This window comes from Psychrobacter nivimaris (assembly GCF_904846365.1).
GTDB lineage: Bacteria > Pseudomonadota > Gammaproteobacteria > Pseudomonadales > Moraxellaceae > Psychrobacter > Psychrobacter nivimaris_B.
In genome coordinates, this window is the sequence record NZ_CAJHAL010000009.1 from 1 (window position 1) to 24,142 (window position 24,142).

General features: G+C 42.5%; 20 protein-coding genes, 1 tRNA gene, 1 other RNA gene and 1 pseudogene. 16 read left to right on the forward strand and 7 right to left on the reverse strand.

Going from position 1 to position 24,142, the window contains the following annotated elements:
- Positions 1 to 386, reverse strand: a pseudogene (locus tag JMX63_RS05470) (transposase); the annotation flags it as partial.
- A gap of 166 nt (positions 387 to 552) precedes the next feature.
- On the opposite strand from JMX63_RS05470, the gene JMX63_RS05475 reads away from it, so the two are divergent.
- Positions 553 to 1,227, forward strand: coding sequence for a hypothetical protein (locus tag JMX63_RS05475; protein ID WP_406947828.1), 675 nt, complete (start codon positions 553 to 555; stop codon positions 1,225 to 1,227).
- Positions 1,228 to 1,275: 48 nt separating this feature from the next.
- Here the strand turns inward: JMX63_RS05475 and JMX63_RS05480 are convergent, their stop codons facing one another.
- The 3 genes from JMX63_RS05480 to JMX63_RS05490 all read right to left on the reverse strand — a co-directional run bounded on the left by JMX63_RS05480 (position 1,276) and on the right by JMX63_RS05490 (position 5,428).
- Positions 1,276 to 1,839, reverse strand: coding sequence for a hypothetical protein (locus JMX63_RS05480; protein ID WP_227543690.1), 564 nt, complete (start codon positions 1,837 to 1,839; stop codon positions 1,276 to 1,278).
- A 436-nt stretch (positions 1,840 to 2,275) separates the two neighbouring features.
- A complete protein-coding gene (locus JMX63_RS05485; protein WP_134292608.1) occupies positions 2,276 to 2,686 on the reverse strand; it encodes a hypothetical protein in 411 nt (136 codons plus the stop codon).
- Between the two features lie 327 nt (positions 2,687 to 3,013).
- The gene (locus JMX63_RS05490; protein WP_134292609.1) at positions 3,014 to 5,428 is read right to left on the reverse strand and encodes a YgiQ family radical SAM protein; all 2,415 of its coding nucleotides are present in this window, start codon (positions 5,426 to 5,428) and stop codon (positions 3,014 to 3,016) included.
- Positions 5,429 to 6,040: 612 nt separating this feature from the next.
- On the opposite strand from JMX63_RS05490, the gene JMX63_RS05495 reads away from it, so the two are divergent.
- Positions 6,041 to 7,324 (forward strand): ammonium transporter, encoded by a 1,284-nt coding sequence (locus JMX63_RS05495; RefSeq protein WP_101204289.1) that lies wholly within the window; start codon positions 6,041 to 6,043, stop codon positions 7,322 to 7,324.
- 10 nt (positions 7,325 to 7,334) lie between these two features.
- The gene (locus JMX63_RS05500; protein WP_201571472.1) at positions 7,335 to 7,967 is read left to right on the forward strand and encodes a hypothetical protein; all 633 of its coding nucleotides are present in this window, start codon (positions 7,335 to 7,337) and stop codon (positions 7,965 to 7,967) included.
- A 134-nt stretch (positions 7,968 to 8,101) separates the two neighbouring features.
- Here JMX63_RS05500 and JMX63_RS05505 read toward each other — a convergent pair whose 3' ends face one another.
- Together JMX63_RS05505 and JMX63_RS05510 are read right to left on the reverse strand one after the other, a co-directional pair.
- Positions 8,102 to 8,860, reverse strand: a complete 759-nt coding sequence (locus JMX63_RS05505; RefSeq protein ID WP_201571474.1) for a YidX family protein — start codon at positions 8,858 to 8,860, stop codon at positions 8,102 to 8,104.
- Positions 8,861 to 9,022: 162 nt separating this feature from the next.
- Positions 9,023 to 9,490, reverse strand: coding sequence for an Lrp/AsnC family transcriptional regulator (locus JMX63_RS05510; RefSeq protein WP_101204277.1), 468 nt, complete (start codon positions 9,488 to 9,490; stop codon positions 9,023 to 9,025).
- 241 nt (positions 9,491 to 9,731) lie between these two features.
- Between JMX63_RS05510 and rarD the strand changes: the two genes are divergently transcribed.
- Complete coding sequence (rarD, locus tag JMX63_RS05515; protein ID WP_227543691.1) at positions 9,732 to 10,754, forward strand: EamA family transporter RarD; 1,023 nt, start codon at positions 9,732 to 9,734, stop codon at positions 10,752 to 10,754.
- Between the two features lie 172 nt (positions 10,755 to 10,926).
- On the opposite strand, the gene smpB is transcribed toward rarD, so the two are convergent.
- Positions 10,927 to 11,403 (reverse strand): SsrA-binding protein SmpB, encoded by a 477-nt coding sequence (gene smpB / locus JMX63_RS05520; RefSeq protein WP_057758370.1) that lies wholly within the window; start codon positions 11,401 to 11,403, stop codon positions 10,927 to 10,929.
- A gap of 251 nt (positions 11,404 to 11,654) precedes the next feature.
- On the opposite strand from smpB, the gene coaD reads away from it, so the two are divergent.
- The 12 genes from coaD (at position 11,655) to JMX63_RS05580 (ending at position 23,874) form a co-directional block, all read left to right on the forward strand.
- Positions 11,655 to 12,173 (forward strand): pantetheine-phosphate adenylyltransferase, encoded by a 519-nt coding sequence (gene coaD, locus JMX63_RS05525; protein WP_102078894.1) that lies wholly within the window; start codon positions 11,655 to 11,657, stop codon positions 12,171 to 12,173.
- Positions 12,174 to 12,294: 121 nt separating this feature from the next.
- Positions 12,295 to 12,543, forward strand: a complete 249-nt coding sequence (locus JMX63_RS05530; RefSeq protein ID WP_021814308.1) for a YfhL family 4Fe-4S dicluster ferredoxin — start codon at positions 12,295 to 12,297, stop codon at positions 12,541 to 12,543.
- A gap of 55 nt (positions 12,544 to 12,598) precedes the next feature.
- Positions 12,599 to 13,939: an adenosylmethionine--8-amino-7-oxononanoate transaminase gene (bioA, locus tag JMX63_RS05535; RefSeq protein WP_227673248.1), complete on the forward strand. Its 1,341-nt coding sequence runs from the start codon at positions 12,599 to 12,601 to the stop codon at positions 13,937 to 13,939.
- On the forward strand, positions 13,936 to 14,652 hold the full coding sequence (bioD, locus tag JMX63_RS05540; RefSeq protein WP_201571476.1) for a dethiobiotin synthase: 717 nt from the start codon (positions 13,936 to 13,938) through the stop codon (positions 14,650 to 14,652). The genes bioA and bioD overlap by 4 nt, the downstream gene beginning before the upstream one ends.
- Positions 14,653 to 14,726: 74 nt before the next feature.
- Positions 14,727 to 15,093: RNase P RNA component class A (gene rnpB / locus JMX63_RS05545), an RNA gene on the forward strand.
- Positions 15,094 to 15,214: 121 nt separating this feature from the next.
- A tRNA-Met gene (locus tag JMX63_RS05550) sits at positions 15,215 to 15,291 on the forward strand.
- Positions 15,292 to 15,574: 283 nt separating this feature from the next.
- Positions 15,575 to 16,330 (forward strand): ABC transporter permease, encoded by a 756-nt coding sequence (locus JMX63_RS05555; protein WP_227673249.1) that lies wholly within the window; start codon positions 15,575 to 15,577, stop codon positions 16,328 to 16,330.
- 14 nt (positions 16,331 to 16,344) lie between these two features.
- Positions 16,345 to 17,016 carry an ABC transporter ATP-binding protein gene (locus JMX63_RS05560; RefSeq protein ID WP_201571480.1) on the forward strand — a complete coding sequence of 224 codons (672 nt, stop codon included), beginning with the start codon at positions 16,345 to 16,347 and terminating at the stop codon, positions 17,014 to 17,016.
- Positions 16,985 to 18,100 (forward strand): capsule biosynthesis protein, encoded by a 1,116-nt coding sequence (locus JMX63_RS05565; protein WP_201571482.1) that lies wholly within the window; start codon positions 16,985 to 16,987, stop codon positions 18,098 to 18,100. Before JMX63_RS05560 ends, JMX63_RS05565 begins: the two co-directional genes overlap by 32 nt.
- A 55-nt stretch (positions 18,101 to 18,155) precedes the next feature.
- The gene (locus tag JMX63_RS05570) at positions 18,156 to 19,928 is read left to right on the forward strand and encodes a polysaccharide biosynthesis/export family protein (RefSeq protein ID WP_201571483.1); all 1,773 of its coding nucleotides are present in this window, start codon (positions 18,156 to 18,158) and stop codon (positions 19,926 to 19,928) included.
- A gap of 75 nt (positions 19,929 to 20,003) precedes the next feature.
- Complete coding sequence (locus tag JMX63_RS05575) at positions 20,004 to 22,487, forward strand: capsular polysaccharide biosynthesis protein (RefSeq protein ID WP_201571485.1); 2,484 nt, start codon at positions 20,004 to 20,006, stop codon at positions 22,485 to 22,487.
- Between the two features lie 145 nt (positions 22,488 to 22,632).
- On the forward strand, positions 22,633 to 23,874 hold the full coding sequence (locus JMX63_RS05580; RefSeq protein WP_182176697.1) for a capsule biosynthesis protein: 1,242 nt from the start codon (positions 22,633 to 22,635) through the stop codon (positions 23,872 to 23,874).
- Positions 23,875 to 24,142 lie beyond the last annotated feature (268 nt).

Genomic DNA, 24,142 nt, shown 5'->3' on the forward strand with positions numbered 1-24,142 from the left:
GTAATAGCTTGATAACTTAACACTTAGCACGCGGCACATAGTGATGATGCGAAAGAGGTGCTGGTTATCTTTGATGAAGGCGTACCTGACTAGCTGTGCCTTGCAAAGTACGCCGTCGCCTTTTTTAGAATTTCGCGCTCCTCTTCGGCTACTTTAAGCTGCCGCTTGAGCTGCTTTATTTCTTGAAGAGCACTCATAAGATCAGGATCATATTGTTCTGTGCCAATAAGCTTGCCTTGATTGGCTTTGTTCTGCCAGTTCGATAACGTTTGCATCGCTATGCCAAGTTGCTTGGCTGTGGCTGAAACATTACCGTTATTGTCTGCTATTTTCTTAACGGCTTCTGCTTTAAATTCGTCACTGTAGGTTCTTACTTTCTTGGTCATGGTAAACTCCAGTTAATACGCTTAGTTTACCAAGTTTAGTTGTACGGTTTCTTCAGCATAGCTCAATCAGTTTCGATTATATGGAAAAGAAGATAACAAAGAAGCTTCTGGTGTTAGCTTGGTTTTTAATAAAGATTTCTTTAAAGAGAATGACTCCCAGTCCTGTATGAACAATATATTTATTAATAGAACGATAAAAAATGTAAAAAATAATTCAGATGAAGGTGATAGTTCAGCTAAGAGAATAGAAAAGCAATCAGTCATGAGATGCGTTTATATTGATCCTACCTCCGACTATATCCATCTAGCTCAACGCAACCGGTTAACATTTTTCCGTGAGTTTGGTCGTGAAAATTTGGAAGGAGGTAGTATCCCTAAAGCTGAAATTGAGTGCATTGAATATGAGAATTATATAGACAAGAAAACCGAAGATTTTAGAGAGGCGTTTATAGAGTTAAAAAGTATTTATAACGATGCTATAGATAAGAAGAAATCTTTAAAAAAACTAAGTAAAGAAGATTCAGATAAAATAGATAGCTTACTGGATATGATAATCTTACCTCTAAAATATCTAGTCAAACATTCAGCTTTTCAAGAAGAGCAAGAATGCCGTATGGTATATATCACCTCACTTGATGACCCTAAAGTTAAAATGGATTTTGGCAAGTTTCTATACGTAGAGTACGAACCAGAGGTAAAAGCGAATTTAGACAAAATTTACATCGCACCAGCTGCAACGCAATATCAGCCTTACTTAGCGAAGCTATTATGTGGTACGAATAGTTTAGGAAAAAAAATAAAAATCGAACTCTCAAACAATCCTTACCGCCATACTTCGTAATAAAATAGTAGCGTGTGTCATATAAGTCAAAACACACGCTATTAATCTTTACTCACTCATTTCCCCATGCGCCTTCACATCACCTTTCTTACCATCTGGCTGAATCACGATAGGTAGCACCAGTCCTTTGGCAAAGTCATCAGACAGCACATAATCATAGCGACTGGCAGCGACATCAGGCGTGGTATGAATGATAAGCGTCATCTCATTGCCATCGGTTAGCTCATGTGAGACATAGGTTTCGCTCAGCTGATCTAATGCTTTCGATAGCGCTTCGTTACTTGCCATGCTCACCGTCAGATTATGCTGAGCGGTCGCAGCGTCCACTTTGAAGTAATCTGCATAGTCTCGGACGTTTTGACTATCGATGGCAAACGGATACTTATAATTGGTAGGGTCAGCAGGCTTTGCACCGCTATCTACCAGTGACCAGTCGATGGTATCGGCTGCCGATGCAGTTGGATCTGTTGCTGTCTCCGCAGTTTGCTCAGTGGCATCGACGGAATCGGTAGCATTGTCACAGCCTATTAGCGCCCACATGCTTGCCGTTGCAATTACCATCATACTTATCAGACGCTTTGCCATCGAGTTACCCTTTTGATTGTTGGTCATGATTGATTTTCTTTACCTGCTATTTTGACAGCTTTCTTTGTGCTTCTCTAGCGAAATACATCAGATGGTAAGTTTTGATATAGTCTAATCCTCTATAAAAGAATGACAACGTTAACCTCGCTTGCAGTATCACAGTTACATCTGCACTCGGCTGCCTTATACTACTTTTTAATTTAATCAACTATATAGTCAAGTCTATATAAATCCGCTACATCGTCATCCTCGCTAAGCATACTAATGTATAACTTGCACTCGGTTTCCTTGTATCGAAATTATATTGAACTGACTGTACAACTATCTATCTGATACTGATTTTTATAGCCATTTTTATAAAAACATCAAACGAACACGCATAAAAAAGCAGCCACTATTTAATGACTGCTTTTTGTCTATTACGACTATTTGTCTATTACGATATGAGCGTATCTTTAACTGATTAGATTTGGCAGTTTACTTGGTATTCTTTACCATCAGCCCATTTCATCGCAAAAATACCTTTGTCACCTTTCATGTGCCATGCATAGACGACTTCTGGGTTTGAGTCGTTTACATAGCTTGCGACTTCGCCTTTCACTTTACCATTTAGGATGATTGGCTGCTCAGCCCATTTTACTTTTGGTAGGGTAGCGTTGAGCATCACTTGTTCTTTATTGATAGATTGCTTTGCCATGATTTTGCTGTCATCGGTACAGGTGTACGGTGCTGGTGCCATACGATCATAGGCAGCGGTTACTTTTTCTGGAACTGGCGTATCAGTTGCATCTGGGGTAGTGGGTGCGGTAGTCGCACAAGCGCTCAATAAGGCAAGGACTGGTAGGGTGGTCGCAATTTTAGTTATCATTTTCATAGTGCTCTCCAAAGCTTTTCGCTGATGTCATTTACTTGTTCTTAATGATGCGTTTAGCATATGAGGGTTATAGTAGCGAAAACGAACTATTTCAATGTTAGAAATTGTTCATTACCTGTTAGCTTCGTTACCCAACCGCTGTCTAATGTAACTTGCAATTTGCGACATGGTGAAAAGTAAGCCGTGTTAGCTATGAAGTGCGCGTCTATAAAATTGGTGCATAAAAAAGCGTCTATCACCGAGTGGCTGATAGACGCTTTTGTTTTACTTAACACGCGTTAGATTGAGCGTGTACTTTTATACTATGAACATTACTTGCTATGAATACTACTTGGTTTTACGTGGTGGCAGACCAGTATGCTGAGTCTGGAAATTGCCTTTGCTGACTTTCTTCTTACTGTTGTTTGACGAGCCATTACTACGCTTCACTGAGTCATTGCCAACACGGCTATTCTTTTTGCGCGCTGACTGATAAGTATCTTGCGCGGCATCACGCCCTTCTAAACTGGCGTTAAATGGTGGAATCAAGCAACCACGATTTTTACCAATCAAGTCACTACGACCCATGTCTTGTAGCGCTTTACGTAGTAATACCCAGTTTTTTGGATCATGATAGCGCAAGAACGCTTTATGCAGTTTGCGCTGCTTACCAGACTTGACGATATCCATGTCACCTTCATCACGGCTGACCTTATGTAGCGGATCTTTGTGCGTGTGATACATGGTAGTCGCGGTCGCCATTGGGCTTGGATAAAACGCCTGTACTTGGTCAGCACGGTAGCCATTACTTTTGAGCCAAAGCGCAAGGTTCATCATATCTTCATCTTTGGTTCCCGGATGGGCGGCAATAAAGTAAGGAATCAGATATTGCTCTTTGCCCGCTTCTTGGCTGAACTGTTCAAACATGGCTTTGAACTGATCATAGCTGCCCATGCCAGGTTTCATCATCTTCGATAGCACGCCTTCTTCAGAGTGCTCAGGCGCAATCTTGAGGTAACCACCGACGTGATGACTGACCAATTCTTTCACGTATTCAGGATCTTTTACTGCCAAATCATAACGCAAGCCTGAAGCAATCAGGATTTTTTTCACGCCTTTGATATCACGCGCTTTGCGATATAGCTTAGTCAAATTACTGTGATCGGTAATCAGGTTTTCGCAGACGTCCGGATAGACACAAGACGGCTTACGGCAGTTCTTTTCAATCGTTTCGTCTTTACAGCTGAGGCGGTACATGTTGGCTGTTGGGCCACCAAGGTCAGATATCACACCAGTAAAGTTCGGTGCAGTATCACGAATCGCTTCTACTTCGCGCAAGATCGAATCTTCTGAACGGCTCTGGATAATACGGCCTTCGTGCTCAGTGATCGAGCAGAAGGTACAACCACCAAAACAGCCGCGCATGATATTGACCGAAAATTTAATCATGTCATAAGCAGGGATACGCGCATCGCCATAGCTTGGATGCGGCAGGCGTGCATACGGCAAGTCAAACACATAATCCATCTCTTCTGTCGAGAGTGGCACTGGTGGCGGATTGAGCCAAACGTCGATAGAGGTATGCGAGTTACCAGCACCGCTACTATGACGTTGCACGAGCGCACGGGCGTTACCTGGATTGGTCTCTAAATGCAGAATACGACTTGCATGAGCATAAAGCACAGGGTCCGATTTGACATGCTCATAGTCAGGCAGACGAATGACGGTTTTTTCACGTGGTGGCATTTTTAGCTTATGCTTACGTGCGGTCATTGGCTTATCAAAACCGCGCATTTGCACCACTTGCGTCTCTTCATCGACTTGTTCAGCGTTGATAACTTTATTGGCAACTGGCTCAGCGACAAAACCCTGATATTGCGATGACATAGATGAAGGCATGGCTTGGCCAACAGGCGAGTCCGATGGTTTGTTCTGCTCAATTGAACAGCTATCAACGTCTTCGGTCATCACATAAGGGTTGATAATTGGATCGACACGACCGACAGTATCGACATCGTTACTCGCAACCTCAGTCATGTCTTCTTGCCAATGACGACGAGTCGGAGTCAATAAATAAGCCGTACCGCGCAATTTACTCATCTGCTCAAAGCTATAGCCTTTAGACAGACCATGTACCACATCGACGATCGCACGCTCAGCATTACCATATAATAAGACATCAGCACGCGCGTCTAGCAAGATACTACGGCGGACTTTGTCTGACCAATAATCATAATGAGCGATACGGCGTAGACTGCCCTCAATACCGCCCAAGATAATAGGCACATCAGGATACGCTTCGCGGCAGCGCTGGCTATAAACGATAGCGGCACGGTCAGGGCGTTTGTTTGCCACGTTGCCTGGTGAATAAGCGTCATCGCTACGAATCTTGCGGTCAGCGGTATAGCGGTTAATCATGCTATCCATGTTACCTGCGGTCACGCCATAAGCGTAGACAGGTTTGCCCAGTTCCATAAAGGCGTCTTTGCTCTTCCAGTCTGGCTGAGCAATAATACCCACGCGAAACCCTTGCGACTCTAATAGACGACCGATGATCGCCATACCAAAGCTTGGGTGATCGACATAAGCATCACCTGAAATGATGATGACATCACAGGCATCCCAGCCCAAATCATCCATCTCTTTGCGACTCATAGGCAGATAGGGCGCAGGCTCGTAGCAGCTCGCCCAGTGTTTGTCGTAATCGAAAAGAGGTTTTGTGCCTTGTTTAAAGGCGGTGCGGGCGATGGTATCGGCAGACATGGGCGGACCTGTTGAATAGAAAAATGGCACTAAAAAAAGCCGTTATTTATTAAAAATATTAACGGCTCATTTAAAAGCGCTCATTTTAACATGAATTCAACTCACTATGCGACCTATTCTATGATGGGTGATTAATGATAAGTTATTGATAGCATGAGATAAACTGCTCATGCAAAGTAAGCTGTCAGCACAGCAAGATAATGGCAAAAGTAGTCTAGGCAGAACAGTCGCATAATTGGCGCTATAAACCTTATATTAAGTAATATTCTCCATCCTCGTTCAATTCATAATTACATGAGTACAAGCACAATAATCAAAATATGAATTTGGTTAATACTAATCATTTGTTTTCTTATACTTATGACTTTTCTTAATTTCTCATAGTAGATTTTGGCACAGGTTTTGCTCCACCCCTGTTAGGGCTTATTTGTGCACACTGATGAGTGAAAATGGTGCACCGATAAAATTTGAACGGCTAGATAAGTGTTTGGAGATAAAATGAGAACATCATCTGTTGGACTGGACACGATAAAGACATTATTAAAACTATTACAACCATTAAAACTATCGCTAAGTAATAGGCTGGTGCTAAGTACAGTATTGTTTGCAGCAATGGGTAGCGCCCAAGCTGCTGAGGCCGACACATTGACCGTGGCACAGCTGCTCGAATATCAAAATATCGCTTGGATTATCTGGGGCGGGGTATTGGTGTTCTTTATGCAGGCAGGTTTTGCTCTACTTGAGAGCGGATCAGTACGAGCGAAAAACGCGGTAAACGTGATGATGAAAAATTACACTGACATGTGTATCGGCGGTCTAGCGTTCTACTTGGTGGGTTTTGGGCTGATGATGGGTACCAATCACTCCGGATTTGTCGGCACGGATCACTTTATGCCAGTCGCGTTATCCAATATGGACTGGGCATTGATGTTTTTTCAGATGATGTTTGCAGCGACAGCGGTGACGATTGCGAGTGGTGCGATGGCAGAGCGCGTCTCGTTCATCGGCTATGCAGTCGCCGCCTGTTTGATTTGTTTGTTTATCTATCCTGTATTTGCCAGTTGGGTGTGGGGCGGATATTTCGGCGGTACAGGTTGGCTAGCTGAGCTTGGCTTTATTGATTTTGCTGGGTCTACCGTTGTGCATTCTATCGGTGGTTGGTTGGCGCTGGCAGGTATCTTGGTCATTGGCCCGAGGCTAGGCCGCTTTGCACCTGATGGCACGCCAAGACTCATCGCAGGTCATAACATGACGTTGCTAGCGCTAGGCGGATTTATTCTATGGTTTGGCTGGTTCGGCTTCAATGCTGGATCGACATTATCTATCACGGGCAATATTGGTCTAATCGCAGTCAATACTTTTGTCGCAGCAGTCAGTGCGGTGGTGAGTTATATGTTGATCTCCCGATCGCTTAACAAAGCCATTTTACTTAGCGATAGTGTCAATGCCAGCTTGATTGGTCTCGTATCGATTACTGCAGGTTGTGCGACCACAACGCCTGTCTTTGCGATTATTATCGGTGCGGTTGCTTCCGTGGTATATATCTTATCGTCGCAAGCATTATTAAAATTCAAGGTAGACGATGTGGTCTCGGCAGTGGCAGTACATGGCTTTGGCGGGGCATGGGGTACACTCGCCGCAGGATTGTTTTATACAGGAGATTTATTTAACTTATCACGGCTTGGCGTACAAGCGCTGGGTGTCGGCGTGGCATTAGGCTGGGGACTGGGACTGGGTCTAGTGATGTATAAGCTTATTGATCTAAGCTTTGGGTTAAAAGCAAGCCGCTTACATGAGCAGCGAGGCCTTGATTATACCGAGCATGCAGAGCTTGGATACCCTGAGTTCCAGAAGCAAATGTTTGATTCCAAGAGTTTAACCGAGCGGCATTTATAGGAGAGAGCTGATGAATATTGATACTCAATCCGTAGACCAAGCTGTGACTGCGATGGCAGAAGTACTTGCCGATTATCTACATCCTGAAGAGGTGCGACTGCTCAAATCACAGTGGCAGCGATACTCGACGGTCTCTGTAAAAATGATGCAGCAGTGCGTCTTGGATGCGACACGGCGCTATCCTGAGCTGCAAGCTTGTAAGTCCGATATTAGGAAAGGGTTTTGGGCTACGTTGCAAGCGGACAGTCAGCAAACAGTAGAGTCTGACAGTCACAATAGCCATAATGAAACAGTCAAAGCGCCAGTCCCTGTCTCTGAGCTGGTTTTGGCGTTTTATACTGTCATAGAAGCGCTGCGTAGCCAGCTATCAGAAACAGAAAGTCGCAATCTATTTCTGACCATGCACCAAACTGTTTCGCAAGAGCGCACCTTCAAAGGGCATAGTCTTAACATCAGTCAGTTTTTAGAAGGCAATCGCCCGTCTGTACCTGATAATGAGCACCTGTTAAATAATTTGATGCAGCTGGCTTATATATGCTTATGCGACGTTGCAGGCCCTGTCGAAGCAGATGAAATGATGTTTCGAGCAGCAAAAACCGCGAAACAAAGCTATCCTAAAACATTGGTCGAAAAGTTATTCTAAAATATTAAACAAGCACGTTACGGTCGGGTACGGAATACCTTTCGATAACGTGCCTTATATAAAGGGGCTTTTATAACGTAGCTTTCATAGTGTACCCTGATACTAGACGATGAGCGGTCTAGTAGTTTAACGATCTAATCTAATAACTGAAGCGGGAAAGTAACCACGTCAAAGGCGAGGGCAAAGGGTAGCAGTACTAGCTTTTGTGCGCCATTTGGACCGCTACGAGTGACGACATCCTGCTGAGTTTGTGTATAGAAACTCACCGTATATGGTTTGGTCAGTGCGCGATAGTTTGACTGAATCAATCCTAAGTTACTAACTTGCGGATAGATAGCGCCTTTGACAGGAACGCTAAAGCAGAAGCGCTGAGCATTGATACGTTGATCACTCGCTGAGGTGCACTCTTTACCATTATTTTGCAAAAAGAACTGATAATCTGAGCGCCCAAATTCATCTTTTAATTTAGCATAAGACAATTTCATCTCACCTTGGAAGTACCCATCATTATTGGGTACATGAAAGCTCATGTCGTTATCCACTTGAATATTTTTTTGCGTGAGATTACTCAGTAAGTTCACCATTTCTGTCCCACCTTGGGTGAGGACGTAGCTGTTCTTTTCTCCTACGATAACCATTGACGCGTTTGGCATTTTTGGTAACGCATGCGCAGGACGACCAAAGGCAACAATTTGATCTTCAGACAGTATCTGCTTCGTCGTGTTCGTAGTGACATGCCCGCTATTGTCTAATAGTGAGCTAGTCGCACAGCCTGAGCTAGCTAATACCGTAGCAAACAGAGCACCTGCTATTACCCTTTTTGAATTTAATGGGTTTAACGGTTTTAATGACGCTTGCATATTCTTCTGAGTAGCATTTGTGTGGTCAGTCATGATTAGGCTTCCTTGTCTAAAAAATGGGCTTACGAAATGAGTGATTAGAGTTTGATTTTCATCAGATATTTGGTGATACCCTACAGGGTTTAGAGGCAACTTAGCTACTCATCATCCATTTTCATATGATAGATAGCCTCAGCTGAGACGGATTAATTATAATTAATCTAGCGTGATTTTGGTTCCACTCTTGGTAAAGTTCATCACAAACTGGCTTTTGAAATTGCGCACATTATTTTCGTAAGTCAGTAAGCTGCGCGTGAACTGATGATAGTCGCTCATATTCTTGGCATTGACCATCAACATAAAATCAAAATCACCCGATACTTCATAGCAGCTCATGATTCGTGATTGCGCATCCATCAAGCGCTCAAACCGATGCTGCATTGAAGTGTTAGAGCGCTCCATTTCTATCATCACTACGGCTGTCAGGCCATAGCCCACTTTGTCAGGATTGACGATGGCTACTTGTTTGGTAATCACGTCACTATCTATTAGCGCTTGTATACGCCGCTGCGCCGTCGCAATGGATACGTGCACTCGCTCTGCGACAGTTTTAAGCGGTAATGTCGCATCATCTTGCAGCAAGTTCAAAATAGCTTTATCAATATTATCTAAAGTATGGCTCATATCAGGACATCCTTAACAGCAGAGTTTTTTATCAATTTTTATAAATATTATCACTAAAAATTTTAATATAAGAAAATAACGATTTATATGATATCTATTTGAGATATTTATTCATCAATGAACTTATATAGAGATAATATATCAAATCACCCTAGTAAAATAGACTATACCAATCAGAACTGCTTTAAAAAAAGAGCTAGCAATTGGTTTTTATCATCTATTAATAGCTACGGTGCTTATCATGTCTATCTCAATGCTCTCCAATGTATTCGCTAATACGCTAGCAACGACTGTTGCACGTTTGCCACTACCTGCGATTTGGACGACAGGTAGCGCACAACAACGTACATTAATATTAGGGGTGTCTTTTGCCATACTGTCCAATGTGCTATTTGGCGTACTCTATGCCTATAGTAGTTTTTTGTCGCCATTATCAGGGACGCAGGTTTTTATCTGGCGCATGCTCGCGATGTGGGCAGCGTTGGTCGGATACCTGATGGTAAGTGGACGTCTGGGATTGCACATCGATAAATTGAAAGTGTTAAGAGGCGCTAAGCAGTGGGCTTGGCTGCTATTACCTACGCCAATATTCCTTAGCCAGTTTTGGTTATTTATGTGGGCGCCAGTGAATGGGCAAGGTGTGCAAACCGCGATGGGATACTTCTTATTCCCGTTAATGATGGTGGTGTTTGGTTGTGTCCTCTTTGGCGAAAAACTAAGCCGTTTGCAATGGTTGGCAGTGGCCTTTGCTGCATTGGGCGTGGGTAGTGAAGTTATCCGTACGCAAAGTGTCTCTTGGGCGACGCTATGGGTATGCGGTACGTATCCCGTTTACTACATTTTACGCCGACTGCAGGGAATTGGCGCAGTAACTGGGTTATTGGTTGATTTAACGATATTTGCGCCTTTTGCGCTGGCTTACTTGTTCTTCTTTGCCCCAAGTAGTTTGGCGCTAGTTAGCGGCTCTGGTTTCTTTATCATGATGCTAGTAGGTTTGGGTGTGCTCAGTGTCTTGGCGATGAAGACCAATATTGATGCCAGTCAAATGCTACCAGTCAATGTCTATGGCATGATGAGCTATCTAGAGCCAGCGTTGCTGTTTATCTTGGCAGTGACCGTACTAGGTAACCCATTTGAATCAGCAATGATCTATAGCTATGGTCTGATTTGGTTAGGTATTGCGTGTTTGATTGCTCATGGTGTTGAGCAATTGCGTCAGGCTAGTAGAAAGACAGCATTATCTCTAGAATATCAAATAGCATAAAAGGTCGCTAGCTAGATGTTATAAAGGTGACCATTTTATAAAACTACTACTGTACAAGGCCTACTTTTACCAACTAGCGTTTAAAATAGTTAGTTATAAACTGTTATAGACAACAAAAAAAGGACGACTCATAACTATTGAGCCGTCCTTTTCTATTTAGATTAAATAATGCTTAATCTAAATGCTGTTTGAAACCGCGCTGCTTATCACGTTCCCAGTCGCGATCTTTTAGCGTTTTACGTTTGTCATGCTGCTTTTTACCTAAGGCTAGGCCAATTTGGCATTTCACCAATGAGTTTTTCCAGTAGCAAGACAACGGTACACAAGCGTAGCCTTTCTGGTTGATTGCCCCAGATAGTTTTTCGATCTCACGACGGTTCAGCAGCAGTTTACGGGTACGAATACTGTCTGGACTAACGTGCGTTGAGCTCGATAGCAATGGCTGAATGTGCGCCCCAAACAAGAAGGCTTCGTTATTACGGAATATGACGTACGCTTCAGTAATCGTCATTTTTCCTGCACGAATGGCTTTGACTTCCCAACCTTGTAATGCCAGTCCTGCCTCAAAGGTTTCTTCGATAAAATACTCATGACGCGCCTTTTTATTGGCGCAAATCTGATTATCTGGCTTTTTTGATTTTTTTGACATAATTTCTCCATAAGGATGACCTAAGACACAGGCTCCTTATTTAATCAGTCCCACTAATTCCTCATCCTAATCCAATAACTAGTCTTGTTTTTTATTTCGATTATGAGATGGATGAGTCGAACTGCCTATTGTATCAAAGCCTCTGATGAAAAGGTAAATCAGCTGTTAGGACAAATGTAGCAGATAAGTATTAAGTTTGAGCAAAATTTGCTAGCATATGGCCTAATATCACCGATTATATCAGTCATGCTATGAGCCACTCTATTTCTCCCAATTCCTCAAAGCTACATACCAAAATTCTATACCCTGGTACCTTTGATCCTATTACCAATGGTCATGTAGATTTGGTCACACGCGCCGTCAAGCTATTTGATGAGGTTGTTATCGCGGTTGCCTCAGGCCATCATAAAAAACCCTTGTTCAATTTTGAAGAGCGTGTTGCTTTGGTCGAAACCGTGTTTGCAGACTTACCGCAAGTATCTGTGATTGGTTTTGAAGGCCTGCTTGTTGACTTTATGCGTGAGAAAAACGCCACGGCAGTTTTGCGTGGCTTGCGTGCAATGTCAGATTTTGAGTACGAGTTTCAGCTAGCCAATATGAATCGTGAGCTTGATGAAAACTTTGAGGCGGTATTTTTGACCCCATCTCAAAATTACTCATTTATCTCATCTACCATGATTCGTGAAATTGCCAAGCTCGGCGGTGACGTCAACAAATTCGTTCCACCTTGTGTTTTGCAAGCATTCGATAAAAAGTTAAATATTAAATAAAAGATGTTGCATTAAAGATATGCTGCTAGCACTTGCTAAAACAGTAAGGAGCAGCCATTTAGTGATAAACGTTTGAATTAGGGACAAGCCCTAATACGAGTAAAAATATAAGGAACAGTTCATGGCACTATTAATCACTGATGAGTGTATCAACTGTGATGTGTGCGAGCCTGCTTGCCCCAATGAAGCCATCTCAGAAGGGGATGATATCTATGTCATCGACCCTGATCTATGTACAGAATGTGTCGGACATTTTGACGAGCCACAATGCGTGGTGATTTGTCCAGTCGACTGTATTCCTCACGATCCCAATCATGTCGAGACTGAAAGCGACCTGCTATCTAAATACAAACGTATTACGGGTCAATAAAGTATCTATAAGCGATTGATGACGTTTGGGTTTACAACGTTTTAGGGACAACACGATGACCATGGAAATAATAACCACGCAAACAACAACCACGCAATCTATCCAAGTCACAAACGACTTTGATCAACAACACCTTTGGCACCCTTATGCCAGCCTGCCACCCACTTATTCTAATATCGTAATCGATCGAGCTGAAGGTGTTTATATCATCACCGAAGATGGCATGCGCCTGATCGATGGTATGTCGTCATGGTGGGCGAGTGTTCATGGTTATAACAATCCAAAACTGAATGACGCGCTGACTAAGCAGTTGGGTAAAATGGCGCATGTCATGTTTGGTGGGTTAACCCATCAGCCGGCGATAGATTTGGGCAAAAAACTGCTCGACATTATACCTGCTGGACTTGATGCAATTTTTTATGCTGACAGTGGCAGTATTGCGGTAGAAGTGGCGCTAAAAATGGCGCTGCAATATCAAGTAGCTGCCAAGCATCCAACCAAGCAACAGTTTGCCTCAACCCATTCAGGGTATTACGGAGACACGTGGCATGCCATGAGTGTCTGTGATCCTGTTAATGGTATGCACAGCCTGTATGGTAAACAGTTACCAATGCAGCATTTTGTCCCTGCGCCGCCACTTGGCTTTGATCGCGCATTGACAGTAGATGAGCGTGAGACGCTAGCTCAGTTTTTTGTAGAGTATGGTGAGCAGTTGGCGGGGTTTATCATTGAGCCAATTATTCAGGGCGCAGGCGGAATGCGTTTTTATAGTCCTGAATATCTACAATTGCTGCGTCAACTGTGCGATGAGCATGATGTACTATTGATTGCAGATGAAATCGCCACTGGGTTTGGTCGTAGTGGTAAATTATTTGCGTGTGAACATGCTGCTATTAGCCCTGATATCATGACCATTGGCAAGGCGCTGACGGGTGGCTATATGACTTTTGCTGCAACGCTATGTACCCGAAAAGTTGCCGATACCATTCATAATAGTGACTATCCAGCGCTGATGCATGGCCCAACCTTTATGGGCAACCCACTTGCCTGTGCAGTTGCATGCGCATCGATTGATTTGATTACGTCTTATGATATTGAAGCGTGTACCGCCAATATGCAGCGCATGATGGAACAGCAATTGGCACCAGCTACACAGTTAGAGGATGTTGCTGAAGTGCGCTGCTTGGGCGCGGTCGCGGTGATTGAGCTGCAAGAAGCGGTTGATATGCCTGTATTTCAATCTTTATTGATTGATAACGGTATCTGGGTCAGACCATTTGGTAAGCTGGTGTATATTATGCCACCCTACGTGATTACTGATAATGAGCTGACTACCTTATGCCAATCACTGCTAAAAGTAGTACGTACGTATCTAGAAGACCGAGGTCAACCATGAGTGTTCTATTTGTTTCTGGTATCGATACCGATATCGGTAAAACTTATGCTACTGGGCTGCTTGCTAAAGCCCTTATGCAGCAAGGCTTAAATGTCATCACTCAAAAGCTAGTACAGACGGGCGTATCGATCAATCCAGATAATGGTGAGATGAATATCGCTGATGATATTGTTACTCATCGTCAACTTATGGACATTCCTCTACAGCCATGTGATCTCGATTTTACGACTTGTGCTCATCGTTATAAGAAGCCAGCGTCCCCTCATCTTGCTACCAAGCTATCAGGGGAAGTGCTAAATCCTAATATGATTACCAATGCTACCAAGCGACTGCAATCTGAGTATGAGCTGGTACTACTAGAAGGTGCAGGTGGCTTACTTGTGCCGATTACAGAGAATCTACTGATATTAGATTATATTGCCGAGCAAGGCTATCCAGTTATTTTGGTCACCTCTGGTCGATTGGGCAGCATCAATCACACTTTACTGAGTTTAGAAGCCATAAAATTGCGCGGATTAATGGTACATAGCATAATTTATAATCATATTCATGATGATGCTGAACAAACGGATACTGAGATCGCAAATAGCACTATTGAGTTTATACGAAAATACTTGAACAATAATTATCCCAAAGCGCATTGGCTACAGATTCCGTATTTAAAAGATAATCTGGTCGGTAATATTGAAACACTGCCAGAAAATTTTGTTTAGCCCATTTGTATTGTCCACAAAAATAAATCCAAAAGACATTCGCAGGCAGTCATAAGTTTGCTATACTAGCGCGCTTGGTAGACTAGGCGATCGCCGCTGCACACTGGCAACAGATGAGCAGGGGAGGAAAGTCCGGGCTACATAGGGCAGCGTGCCAGCTAACGGCTGGGCAGGGTAACTTGACGACCAGTGCAGCAGAGAGTAGACCGCCTTTGGTATCTTAGGGTATTATCGGTAAGGGTGAAAGGGTGCGGTAAGAGCGCACCGCGTGAATGGCAACATCTCACGGCATGGTAAACTCCACGCGTAGCAAGACCAAATAGGCATCGGCATGGCGCGGCCCGCGTTCGATGCGGGTAGGTTGCTTGAGCGTATTAGCGATGATACGCCTAGAGGAATGATCGTCCACGACAGAACCCGGCTTATCGGTTTACCAAACCTTTTTTATTGTTTGTTATAGTAATAGTTGCAATTAATCTGAATTAAATTCATTTTTTTGCAAAAAATGCTTATTAGGGGTTGACGGCAGTCAACAGCTTGGGCATAATGTGCAGCCTAAAACGGCGATGTAGCTCAGCTGGTTAGAGCGCATGACTCATAATCGTGAGGTCAAGAGTTCAAGTCTCTTCATCGCCACCATATATAGCAGTACGAAAAAAACCAATCTATCGAGATTGGTTTTTTTTTGCCCAGAATAAATGGTTTTATAAACTAGAAGCGATTGATAGATAGCGTTTTGGATGACAATTACTTACAGATTTCTTACTAAATCATAGGTTTATCTGTCTGTATACAGATTAATTCTTGTAACTTATGTCGCGCTTACTTATCATAGGGGCTGTTTTCGGTAAAGTCCTGTAACGCCATGTCTGTCCAACTACCTCCTTATCGTCCTATCAAGCATCGCAGTGGCCTTAAAGTCATGGGTGCAGCCTTCCATGCACTGATCATGCGCGAGCTACAGACTCGCTTTGGTGGATATCGTTTAGGCTACCTTTGGGCGCCTTTAGAAATCATGTTTCAAGTTGCCATTTACCTAATAATATTTGGCGCTATCATGACTCGTGTGTTGCCTGGAATGGATTACATGCTATTTTTGGTTGCAGGTTTAGTACCATTTCGTATGATGAGTACAATAGCAACACGATCACTAGGGGCAGTAGAAGCCAATCAAGGTCTTCTAATGTACCGTTCGGTACGTCATATTGATGTCATTATTGCACGTTCATTTCTAGAGTTAGTGATTTACTTTTTTACATTTGTACTATTACTAACCATACTGGCTTTTATCGGTATTCCTATTAGTTTTGCTAATCTTCACGTGGTGTTGTTTTGCTGGCTAACCCTGTTTATATTTGGTTTTGGGCTAGCAATGATAATGATGGTGGTTGGTTATTATGGTGGTGAAATTAGCAAAGTTATTAGCTTGATTTTTACTATTTTATACTTTGTATCTGGAATTATGTATTCCATTCATATTATTCCTGAGCCATATCTAACTTATTTGTTATATATTCCATTTGTCCATAATATTGAGCTAATGAGAAATGCACTATCTCCTACTTATCCTGCATATCATATTGATATAGGATATTTTTTAAAGTGGATGGTAGGTGTTAATTTTCTAGGTTTATTGATGTATAAAGCAGTCGAAAAAGACCTTATTCGTTCAAAGTAATAGCAGGTAAATGAATGATTGAAATTAGGAACGTCTCTAAATCATTTATGACCAAACAAGGTCGGCATTATCTATTCAAAGATTTGAATCTGACTATTGGTGATAAAAAAAGTGTGGGCTTGCTTGGTCGTAATGGTGCTGGGAAATCAACACTGTTACGTATTATATGTGGACTAGATAAGCCAGATTATGGAGAGATTATTACCAACTCGACTATTTCTTGGCCAGTTGGGGTGGCAGGTGGTTTCCAAGGTAGTCTAACAGGTCGTCAAAATGTACGCTTTGTTTGTCGCTTATATTCAAGTGGTCCTTATATTGATGAAAAAATTCGTTTTGTCGAAGAATTTGCTGATATTGGCAGTTATTTTGATATGCCGGTAAAAAGCTACTCATCAGGAATGAAAGCTCGATTAACGTTTGGACTTAGCTTGGCCTTTGATTTTGATTACTATATGCTCGATGAAGCGGGTGCCGTTGGTGATGCGGCATTCCGAAAACGTAGCGAAGAGATTTTAGCGGCCCGCCGTGCACAAGCAGGATTTTTAATAGTGTCGCACAATATTGGTGATATCAAACGAAACTGCGATATTGGTATTGTACTAATGGATCAAACAGCACACGTGTTTGACGATACAACAGAAGCGATTGAGGTTTATGAAAAGCATATCCACAAAGCAAAAAAGTAAGATAATTAACTTCTCGCTGTTTATTGGCTTGGTCATTCTTCCTTGGTTGCTCGTTATATACTATGTAATGACACTGGCGCATCCGCGCTTCGTTTCGACTGCTGACGTGGTAGTGAAGCAAGTTAGTGATTCGAGCGTACCATCTGGTGGTGGTATATCAGCTCTATTGGGCGTAAATAGTACCAGTAAAGAAGACGCGACCTATTTGACAGAGTATATTTTGTCGAATGATATGGTGAAGCGACTCGATAGTAAGTTTAAGTTCCGAGACGCTTACTATGTTGATGGCTCTGATCCTATTTATGAAATAGATCCTGATGCAACCCAAGAAGATTTGCTTGAATACTTCAAAAAACGGGTTCACATTGATCTCGATGAGCAAAGCTATGTGCTTTCGGTATCAACAGAAGGCTTTGACTCAAAGTATGCTTTTGAGCTGAACAAAGCTATCTTAGGAGAGTCTGAGCGTTTTGTGAATCGTATTTCACAAGAAGTGGCTCGTGATCAATTGGCATTTGCAGAAACCCAGTTAGATGAATCAGAAGAGCGTTTAAATGACGCCAAAGAGCAGCTATTAAACTATCAGAATGAAAACGAAATCTATGACCCACAAGCCAATGCGCAAATCGTCAATCAATTAATTGGCAGCTTGCAAGCGCAATTAAGCTCGTTGCGTACCGAAGAGCGTCAGTTACTCAGTTATCTAAATCCAGATGCGCCGCAAGTGGTTTCACTAAGAAGCCAAATAAAAGCTGTTGAAGAGCAAATCACTCAAGAACAAACCAAATTGACATCACCAAATACAACCAAATTAAACCGTCAAGCGGTACAGTTTGAGACCATCAAGGCAGATGTGGATTTTGCTACCGAGTTGTATAAATTGTCGTTGTCATCGCTTGAGAAATCAAGACTAGAAGCGTTCAAGAAAATGAAAAACTTGATTGTGATCTCAACGCCCTATGAAGCTGAAGATGCAACATATCCGCGCCAAGCGTATCTCATTTGGACATCGCTTGCATTGCTCTTAATGCTATACGGATTTGTGCGTTTGGTAATGGCAGTTGTCCGTGATCACCGCAGCTAATCTTGAAAAACCAGATATCAGTAATGATCGATAGATCAGGAAAGGAATATAACTCATGAATATGAAACCACGTTCTATCGTGATAGCGACAAGCTTGGCAATGGCGGCGACTAGTATGTCTGCAACAGCTGCAAGCAGTTATGCAGATCAAATATCAGGTTCAGGCTTTGGCACAAGCAACAATAACATGAGTCAATCTCAGAACCAGAGCAATATTAACGTGTCTACCCAAGCATTTGCTGGGGCAGTGCCAGGGCAAGCAACGACTCAAGAAGCGGTTAACGCAGCAAGTTTACCAAGCCAGTCAGTTATCAATACCACGCGTCCTTATCAAGATATTAAAACTCAAGATATGATGTTCGGTGAGCAATTGTTCCGTGGGGCATTTTCGACGACTTCAGGCTCTACCTTTAATGACAGTTATGTGATTAACCCTGGTGATAACGTCCAAGTAAGAATGTGGGGCGCTTACCAGTATGCTGCTACCATGACCGTCGATCCACAAGGTAATATTTTCTTACCGAACGTTGGACCAGTCCGCGTCTCTGGTGTGCAAAATGGTAGCTTACAAAACGTGGTCAAAAGTGCTGTCAGTCGTATTTACCGCTCGAATGTAGGGGTTTATGCTTCATTAGAGCAGGCGCAGCCCGTTAAAGTATTTGTCACAGGTTTTGTTAAGCAGCCAGGTTATTACGGTGGTCTAGCAGCAGACTCGGTATTGTCTTATTTAGATAGAGCAGGCGGCGTTGACCCAACGCGCGGTAGTTATATCGACATTCAAATCAAGCGCAATGGTCAAATGCTACAGCAAGTCAATTTATATGACTTTTTGCTAGCAGGTAAATTACAGGCATTTTCATTCCGTGATGGTGATGTCATCACCGTGGCACCACAGAAAAAGACATTTGTGGTAAGCGGTCAAGTTCAAAACGAATATACCTTTGAGTTTGATGTGAATGATCTGACTATTGGTGATGTGTTGCAAGTGTCTAATCCGGCAGCCAATGCTACTAATGTCAGTATCACTCGCAGTGCAGGACGTGCACAAACGGCAGAGTACTACTCATTAAGTGAAGCCCAAAACGTTCCTGTCTATAACGGCGACCAAATGGTAGTAACATCAGATCGTTACGCAGGTACCATCGCTGTGCAGGTAAAAGGTGCACATACTGGTAATGGCGCAATGGTTGTGCCATATGGTGCGCGTCTAAAAGATATCGTGCCACAATTACAGCCAAGTCCACTGGCTAAATTAACGCATCTAACCATCTATCGTGAATCTGTTGCTGAGCAACAAAAACGCATGATTAACGAGTCACTCGATCGTCTAGAAGAATTGACACTTGCCACTCAGTCAACGACTCGTGAAGAAGCCGCATTGCGTCAAGATGATGCAGCATTGGTTAAGCAGTTCGTCGCTAAAGCTCGTAATGTTCAGACGGATGGTCAAATCGTCGTTGTGCCAAATTCGTGGCAGGATATTATTCTGCAACAAAGCGACATCATTGAGATACCAGCACAAACGTCAGTCATTACAGTCAATGGTCAAGTACGAGCACAAGGGGCACTTACCTTTAATCCTGACTATACCGTTGGGGATTATGTGGCTAACTCTGGTGGTTTCTCTGACAACGCTGATACAAAGAATATCTTAATTATTCATCAAAATGGAGCGAGCCAAGTGGTCAATACTGCGTATCGTATCCAGCAGGGTGACGAGATTATGGTATTACCGAAAGTCAAAACTAAGCGTGTGGAGATTGCGCGCGGTCTATCACAGATTGTTTATCAGTTAGCAATTGCTGCCAAGGTAGTTCTAGACCTATAACGGTTAGCCAGTCATGACTTAACGATGACTGTTGAACAGATTTAACCAAAATTAACGAGTAAAGGTATTAAAGATATGGCAAAAAAAGTAGCGAATGAAGTCAAGGTATCTGATGTGTCTACCTCTGATCATGCGCTACTTTCGCCATCGTCACAGTACCAATCACCAAAGCAATTGGCAGTGATTGGTAAGGGTATGTGTCGCAATAACTTGCTACTCTCGCAAGTGCTGCAAGCTGATATCCAGCGCTGGTATCCGTGGTCAGGCTTGCAACAAAGCCTGATAAATCGCAAGAAAAAACCACAACCTGAGGCATTTATTGGATGGGGGCATAAGAAAAGCTTCCAACGAGCTGATAAAGCTGCCACCCGTCAGGACCTGAATACTTTAAGTATTGAAGATGGATTTTTGCGTTCATTGGATTCAGGTATTAGTAGTCGCCATGGCTTAAGCGTGGTTGTCGATGATATTGGCATCTACTTTGATATGACGCACCACTCACGTCTTGAGCAGTTAGTTATTGAGCGCACCAAGAGTGCTAGCAGTAATCGCGCAGCAGGCGATGCACGTGCTCGTCATCTGATGACACGTATATGCGAAGAAAAACTGAGTAAATATAATTCTATAATCGATTGTCCATCATTGGATAAATTGATTAATGAAGAAAATATTAACGAAAAGGAAAATGTTTCACAATCACATATCCTATTGATTGACCAAGTAGCAGGTGATGCCTCTGTTAAAGGCGTTGGTGCGAATAAACGTCAATTTAAGAAGATGCTAAAATCTGCATGCCACAACCATCCTAACGCCCATATTTGGATAAAGGCTCACCCTGCGTCAAAATCAGGCTACTTATCCAACTTAAAACTGCCTAAAAACGTTAGGCTATTGACTGAGTCTCTCAATCCTATTGAGCTTCTTAAACAAGTAAGTGATGTCTATACCGTCAGCTCACATATGGGCTTTGAAGCATTGATGCTAGGAAAAAAAGTGCATTGCTTCGGGGTCAGTTGGTATAGCGGTTGGGGGCTGACCAATGACGCTAATGCGCCCAAAAGTCTACTTAAATCAGTTCAGAAACGTCGTTTAGCATCAGCTGCGATACTCCTCAATAATAGAAATTTGTCAAACTCAGCAATGTTTCCTACAACATCACATAAGACGCTTGAAACGTCACTAGAAACATTATTTTATAGTGCTTATATTGATTATAGTCGTTATGTAGATCCAGCAACGAAACAAGCTTGTGATATTGATACAGCCATCGAATGGCTAGTGACCAATCGGCGATGGCAAGCGCGCCTTGAAGGCGATTTGACGATATATGAATTTAGTCGTTGGAAGTTGCCATTTGTCAAAGCTTTCACAGCCCTACCGCGTACGACATTATTCGTTAAACCAAAACCGCGTCTAAAAAACCTTCTACATCCAGACCATTTCCGTGTCAACTACCAACAGTCTTTATTGGTATGGGGTTTAGCCAAACGTCAGCAAGTACAGAAGAAGCTACAGAGTAAACTTGCTGAACAAAGCTCGGATATGCCAGCTATTTATTGTATGGAAGATGGGTTTATCCGATCAAATGGTCTAGGTGCTACTTTATTGGCACCACTGTCTGTTGTGATAGATAAGCAAGGTATTTATTACGATGCGACCCAACCTTCAGATTTAGAAACATTGCTGCAAAATTGTCAGCCACTGAGTTCTGAACAGCGTCTTCGCGTAAAAAAACTGCAAGATAAACTGCTGAATCAGCGGGTAAGTAAATACAATGTTGGGGCTGGTATAGATGTTTCTAGCATCCAAAATAATTCGTGGATGCAGGATGCCAAAATATCTGGGAGACGTCGCGTCCTTATTATCGGTCAGGTAGAGGACGATTTGTCAGTACAGTACTGCGGCTCTACAATAAAGACAAACAGTGGTCTGATCGAACGTGTACGACAAGATAACCCAGACGCTTATTTAATTTATAAGCCGCATCCTGATGTCGAAGCGGGACTGCGAGCAGGTAAAGTATCAGAAGCTCATCTACGACAAGTTCAAGCGGTTGCCTATGATACTGCGATGCCTGATTGCTTAGAATGGGTGGATGAGGTTCATACGATCAGCTCATTGACTGGTTTTGAAGCGTTGCTGCGAGGGTTAGACGTTACCTGTTATGGATTGCCGTTTTATGCAGGTTGGGGATTGACCACAGATATTGACGGGCAGTCGTTACCGAAATATACCTATCTAAAAAGGCGTCAACGAGATATACCTTTAACTCTTGAGCAGCTAATATATGGCGCGCTTATATGTTACCCGTTGTATCGTCTGCCTGACGGCTATGGGCTGGCACAAGTAGAGCAGATGATCGATTATTTGTATCCTCCCAAAGATTTACATCTGCTTGCGAATAGTGAAGAATCGCAATCTAAAATGGCTAATACCTTAAATAGTTCAGCTAAGACTGTGACCTCGTCTTTATCTACAAAATTGAAACGTCACGCGACTATACGTTTTATGCAGCAGCGTCATCGATGGCAACAGAAATTACGTAAAATGTCTCGTTAATTTATTAGAGTAGCACCGTATAATTGCATTGCGACAAATAGGTGCTTTTTCGGTATAATCACTTTTACGCTATGTGTTTTCACACGGTTGCACGACCTTTCTCATTTTTATTTCTTATTTTCTCATTTAATGGTAGCCCTGTATTATGGCAGCTTCGATGTCTCACTTGCTTACTCATCGACATGTCTTGCTACTACAAGGAAAAATGGGTGGGTTTTTTAATCGATTTTCTTCATTCTTGCAAACTCAAGACATTAAAGTAAGCAAAATCAATTTTAATGCAGGCGATGCCTTTTTTTACCATCACGACAATACCTACGAATATACCAATACATTAGCGCAATTTTCCTCTTGGTTGCAGGCGTTCATTAAAGAAAATGCCATTGATGCAATTGTATGCTTTGGTGATTGTCGACCGCATCATACTCAAGCAGCGTGCGTTAGTGAGAAGCTAGGTATTTCATTCTTTGTTTTTGAAGAAGGGTACTTGCGTCCTGATTATATTACCTTGCAAGAACATGGGATTAACGGTTATTCACGCCTAAACACTGCTGAGATTAAAGCGCTTAAGAAAGCGAATGATCAGCCTCTATACACACATAATCGATTTTATCGCTTAAGTATCGCAGCTATCGTCTATTACATCATTGCTTGGCTTTTCAAAAACCGTTACCCACATTATTCGCATTATCGTGGTATGACTGCTTGGCAAGAGGCCATCGCTTGGTTAAAAGCACCGTGGCGGAAGCTACGAGGATATTTACCAGACAAACACCTGCAAAATAGACTGACCAAACAGGAAAGTAACAATTACTTTTTGATCAGTTTACAAGTACATAATGACTCACAGATTACCCATCATAGTGATTATCGTGATGTGGTACAGTTCATTGACGAGTCTATCGCAAGCTTTGCAAATTTTGCTAAGCAAAAACAGTTACTCGTGTTTAAACATCATCCATTGGATCGTGGTCATAGAGACTATCGGGAGTTGGTAGCTAGCCTAGCTGAGCGCTATCAAGTGTCTCATCGTGTTTTCTATGGTTGTGATATGCACCTGCCGACTTTGATGAAATACAGCATTGGCATGGTGACTATTAACAGTACGACAGGCTTGCAGTCGGTTTATCATAAGAAACCTACTAAGGTTATGGGTCGTGCAATTTACGATATTCCTAAGCTAACAGATCAAAAGCCGCTTGATGATTTTTGGCAGCAGCCTAAGGGCCCAGATAATGAATTTTATTTGAGATTTCGTGAGTACTTGATAGAGCAAACTCAAATAAATGGTGCTTTTTATGGCAGATCGCCATGGATGTATAAGTATCTGTACCAAAATGGCAGTGAAACTACAGACGTAGATATGTCTAAAACCAATTTACCCTAGTCATTTATTCGCTTTTGTTTCTAAGAAGTCATAGTAATTATAATAGTATCTATATAAAGAAACGAAGTTCAACAAGTGTAACGATTGTTGCGTTATCCTTTTTTAGCTTGTCATTTCATCTGTAAGTCACATCTCTTCTAACAAAATCGCCTTACTTTGCAGTGGAAAACTGCTAGAATACTCTTTTATGTCTACGCATAAGAGTTAATGTGCTTGGCTATGGATTTTAGACGGTGGTATTAGCCAAATTGGCTTGTTATAACGGTTA

Bases quoted from the DNA above. Each gene is read 5' to 3' on its own strand.
- JMX63_RS05475 (WP_406947828.1), top strand. From the start codon at position 553: ATGAACAATATATTTATTAATAGAACGATAAAAAATGTAAAAAATAAT.
- JMX63_RS05480 (WP_227543690.1), bottom strand. From the start codon at position 1,839: ATGACCAACAATCAAAAGGGTAACTCGATGGCAAAGCGTCTGATAAGT.
- JMX63_RS05485 (WP_134292608.1), bottom strand. From the start codon at position 2,686: ATGAAAATGATAACTAAAATTGCGACCACCCTACCAGTCCTTGCCTTA.
- JMX63_RS05490 (WP_134292609.1), bottom strand. From the start codon at position 5,428: ATGTCTGCCGATACCATCGCCCGCACCGCCTTTAAACAAGGCACAAAA.
- JMX63_RS05495 (WP_101204289.1), top strand. From the start codon at position 6,041: ATGGGTAGCGCCCAAGCTGCTGAGGCCGACACATTGACCGTGGCACAG.
- JMX63_RS05500 (WP_201571472.1), top strand. From the start codon at position 7,335: ATGAATATTGATACTCAATCCGTAGACCAAGCTGTGACTGCGATGGCA.
- JMX63_RS05505 (WP_201571474.1), bottom strand. From the start codon at position 8,860: ATGACTGACCACACAAATGCTACTCAGAAGAATATGCAAGCGTCATTA.
- JMX63_RS05510 (WP_101204277.1), bottom strand. From the start codon at position 9,490: ATGAGCCATACTTTAGATAATATTGATAAAGCTATTTTGAACTTGCTG.
- rarD (WP_227543691.1), top strand. From the start codon at position 9,732: ATGTCTATCTCAATGCTCTCCAATGTATTCGCTAATACGCTAGCAACG.
- smpB (WP_057758370.1), bottom strand. From the start codon at position 11,403: ATGTCAAAAAAATCAAAAAAGCCAGATAATCAGATTTGCGCCAATAAA.
- coaD (WP_102078894.1), top strand. From the start codon at position 11,655: ATGAGCCACTCTATTTCTCCCAATTCCTCAAAGCTACATACCAAAATT.
- JMX63_RS05530 (WP_021814308.1), top strand. From the start codon at position 12,295: ATGGCACTATTAATCACTGATGAGTGTATCAACTGTGATGTGTGCGAG.
- bioA (WP_227673248.1), top strand. From the start codon at position 12,599: ATGACCATGGAAATAATAACCACGCAAACAACAACCACGCAATCTATC.
- bioD (WP_201571476.1), top strand. From the start codon at position 13,936: ATGAGTGTTCTATTTGTTTCTGGTATCGATACCGATATCGGTAAAACT.
- JMX63_RS05555 (WP_227673249.1), top strand. From the start codon at position 15,575: ATGGGTGCAGCCTTCCATGCACTGATCATGCGCGAGCTACAGACTCGC.
- JMX63_RS05560 (WP_201571480.1), top strand. From the start codon at position 16,345: ATGATTGAAATTAGGAACGTCTCTAAATCATTTATGACCAAACAAGGT.
- JMX63_RS05565 (WP_201571482.1), top strand. From the start codon at position 16,985: ATGAAAAGCATATCCACAAAGCAAAAAAGTAAGATAATTAACTTCTCG.
- JMX63_RS05570 (WP_201571483.1), top strand. From the start codon at position 18,156: ATGAATATGAAACCACGTTCTATCGTGATAGCGACAAGCTTGGCAATG.
- JMX63_RS05575 (WP_201571485.1), top strand. From the start codon at position 20,004: ATGGCAAAAAAAGTAGCGAATGAAGTCAAGGTATCTGATGTGTCTACC.
- JMX63_RS05580 (WP_182176697.1), top strand. From the start codon at position 22,633: ATGGCAGCTTCGATGTCTCACTTGCTTACTCATCGACATGTCTTGCTA.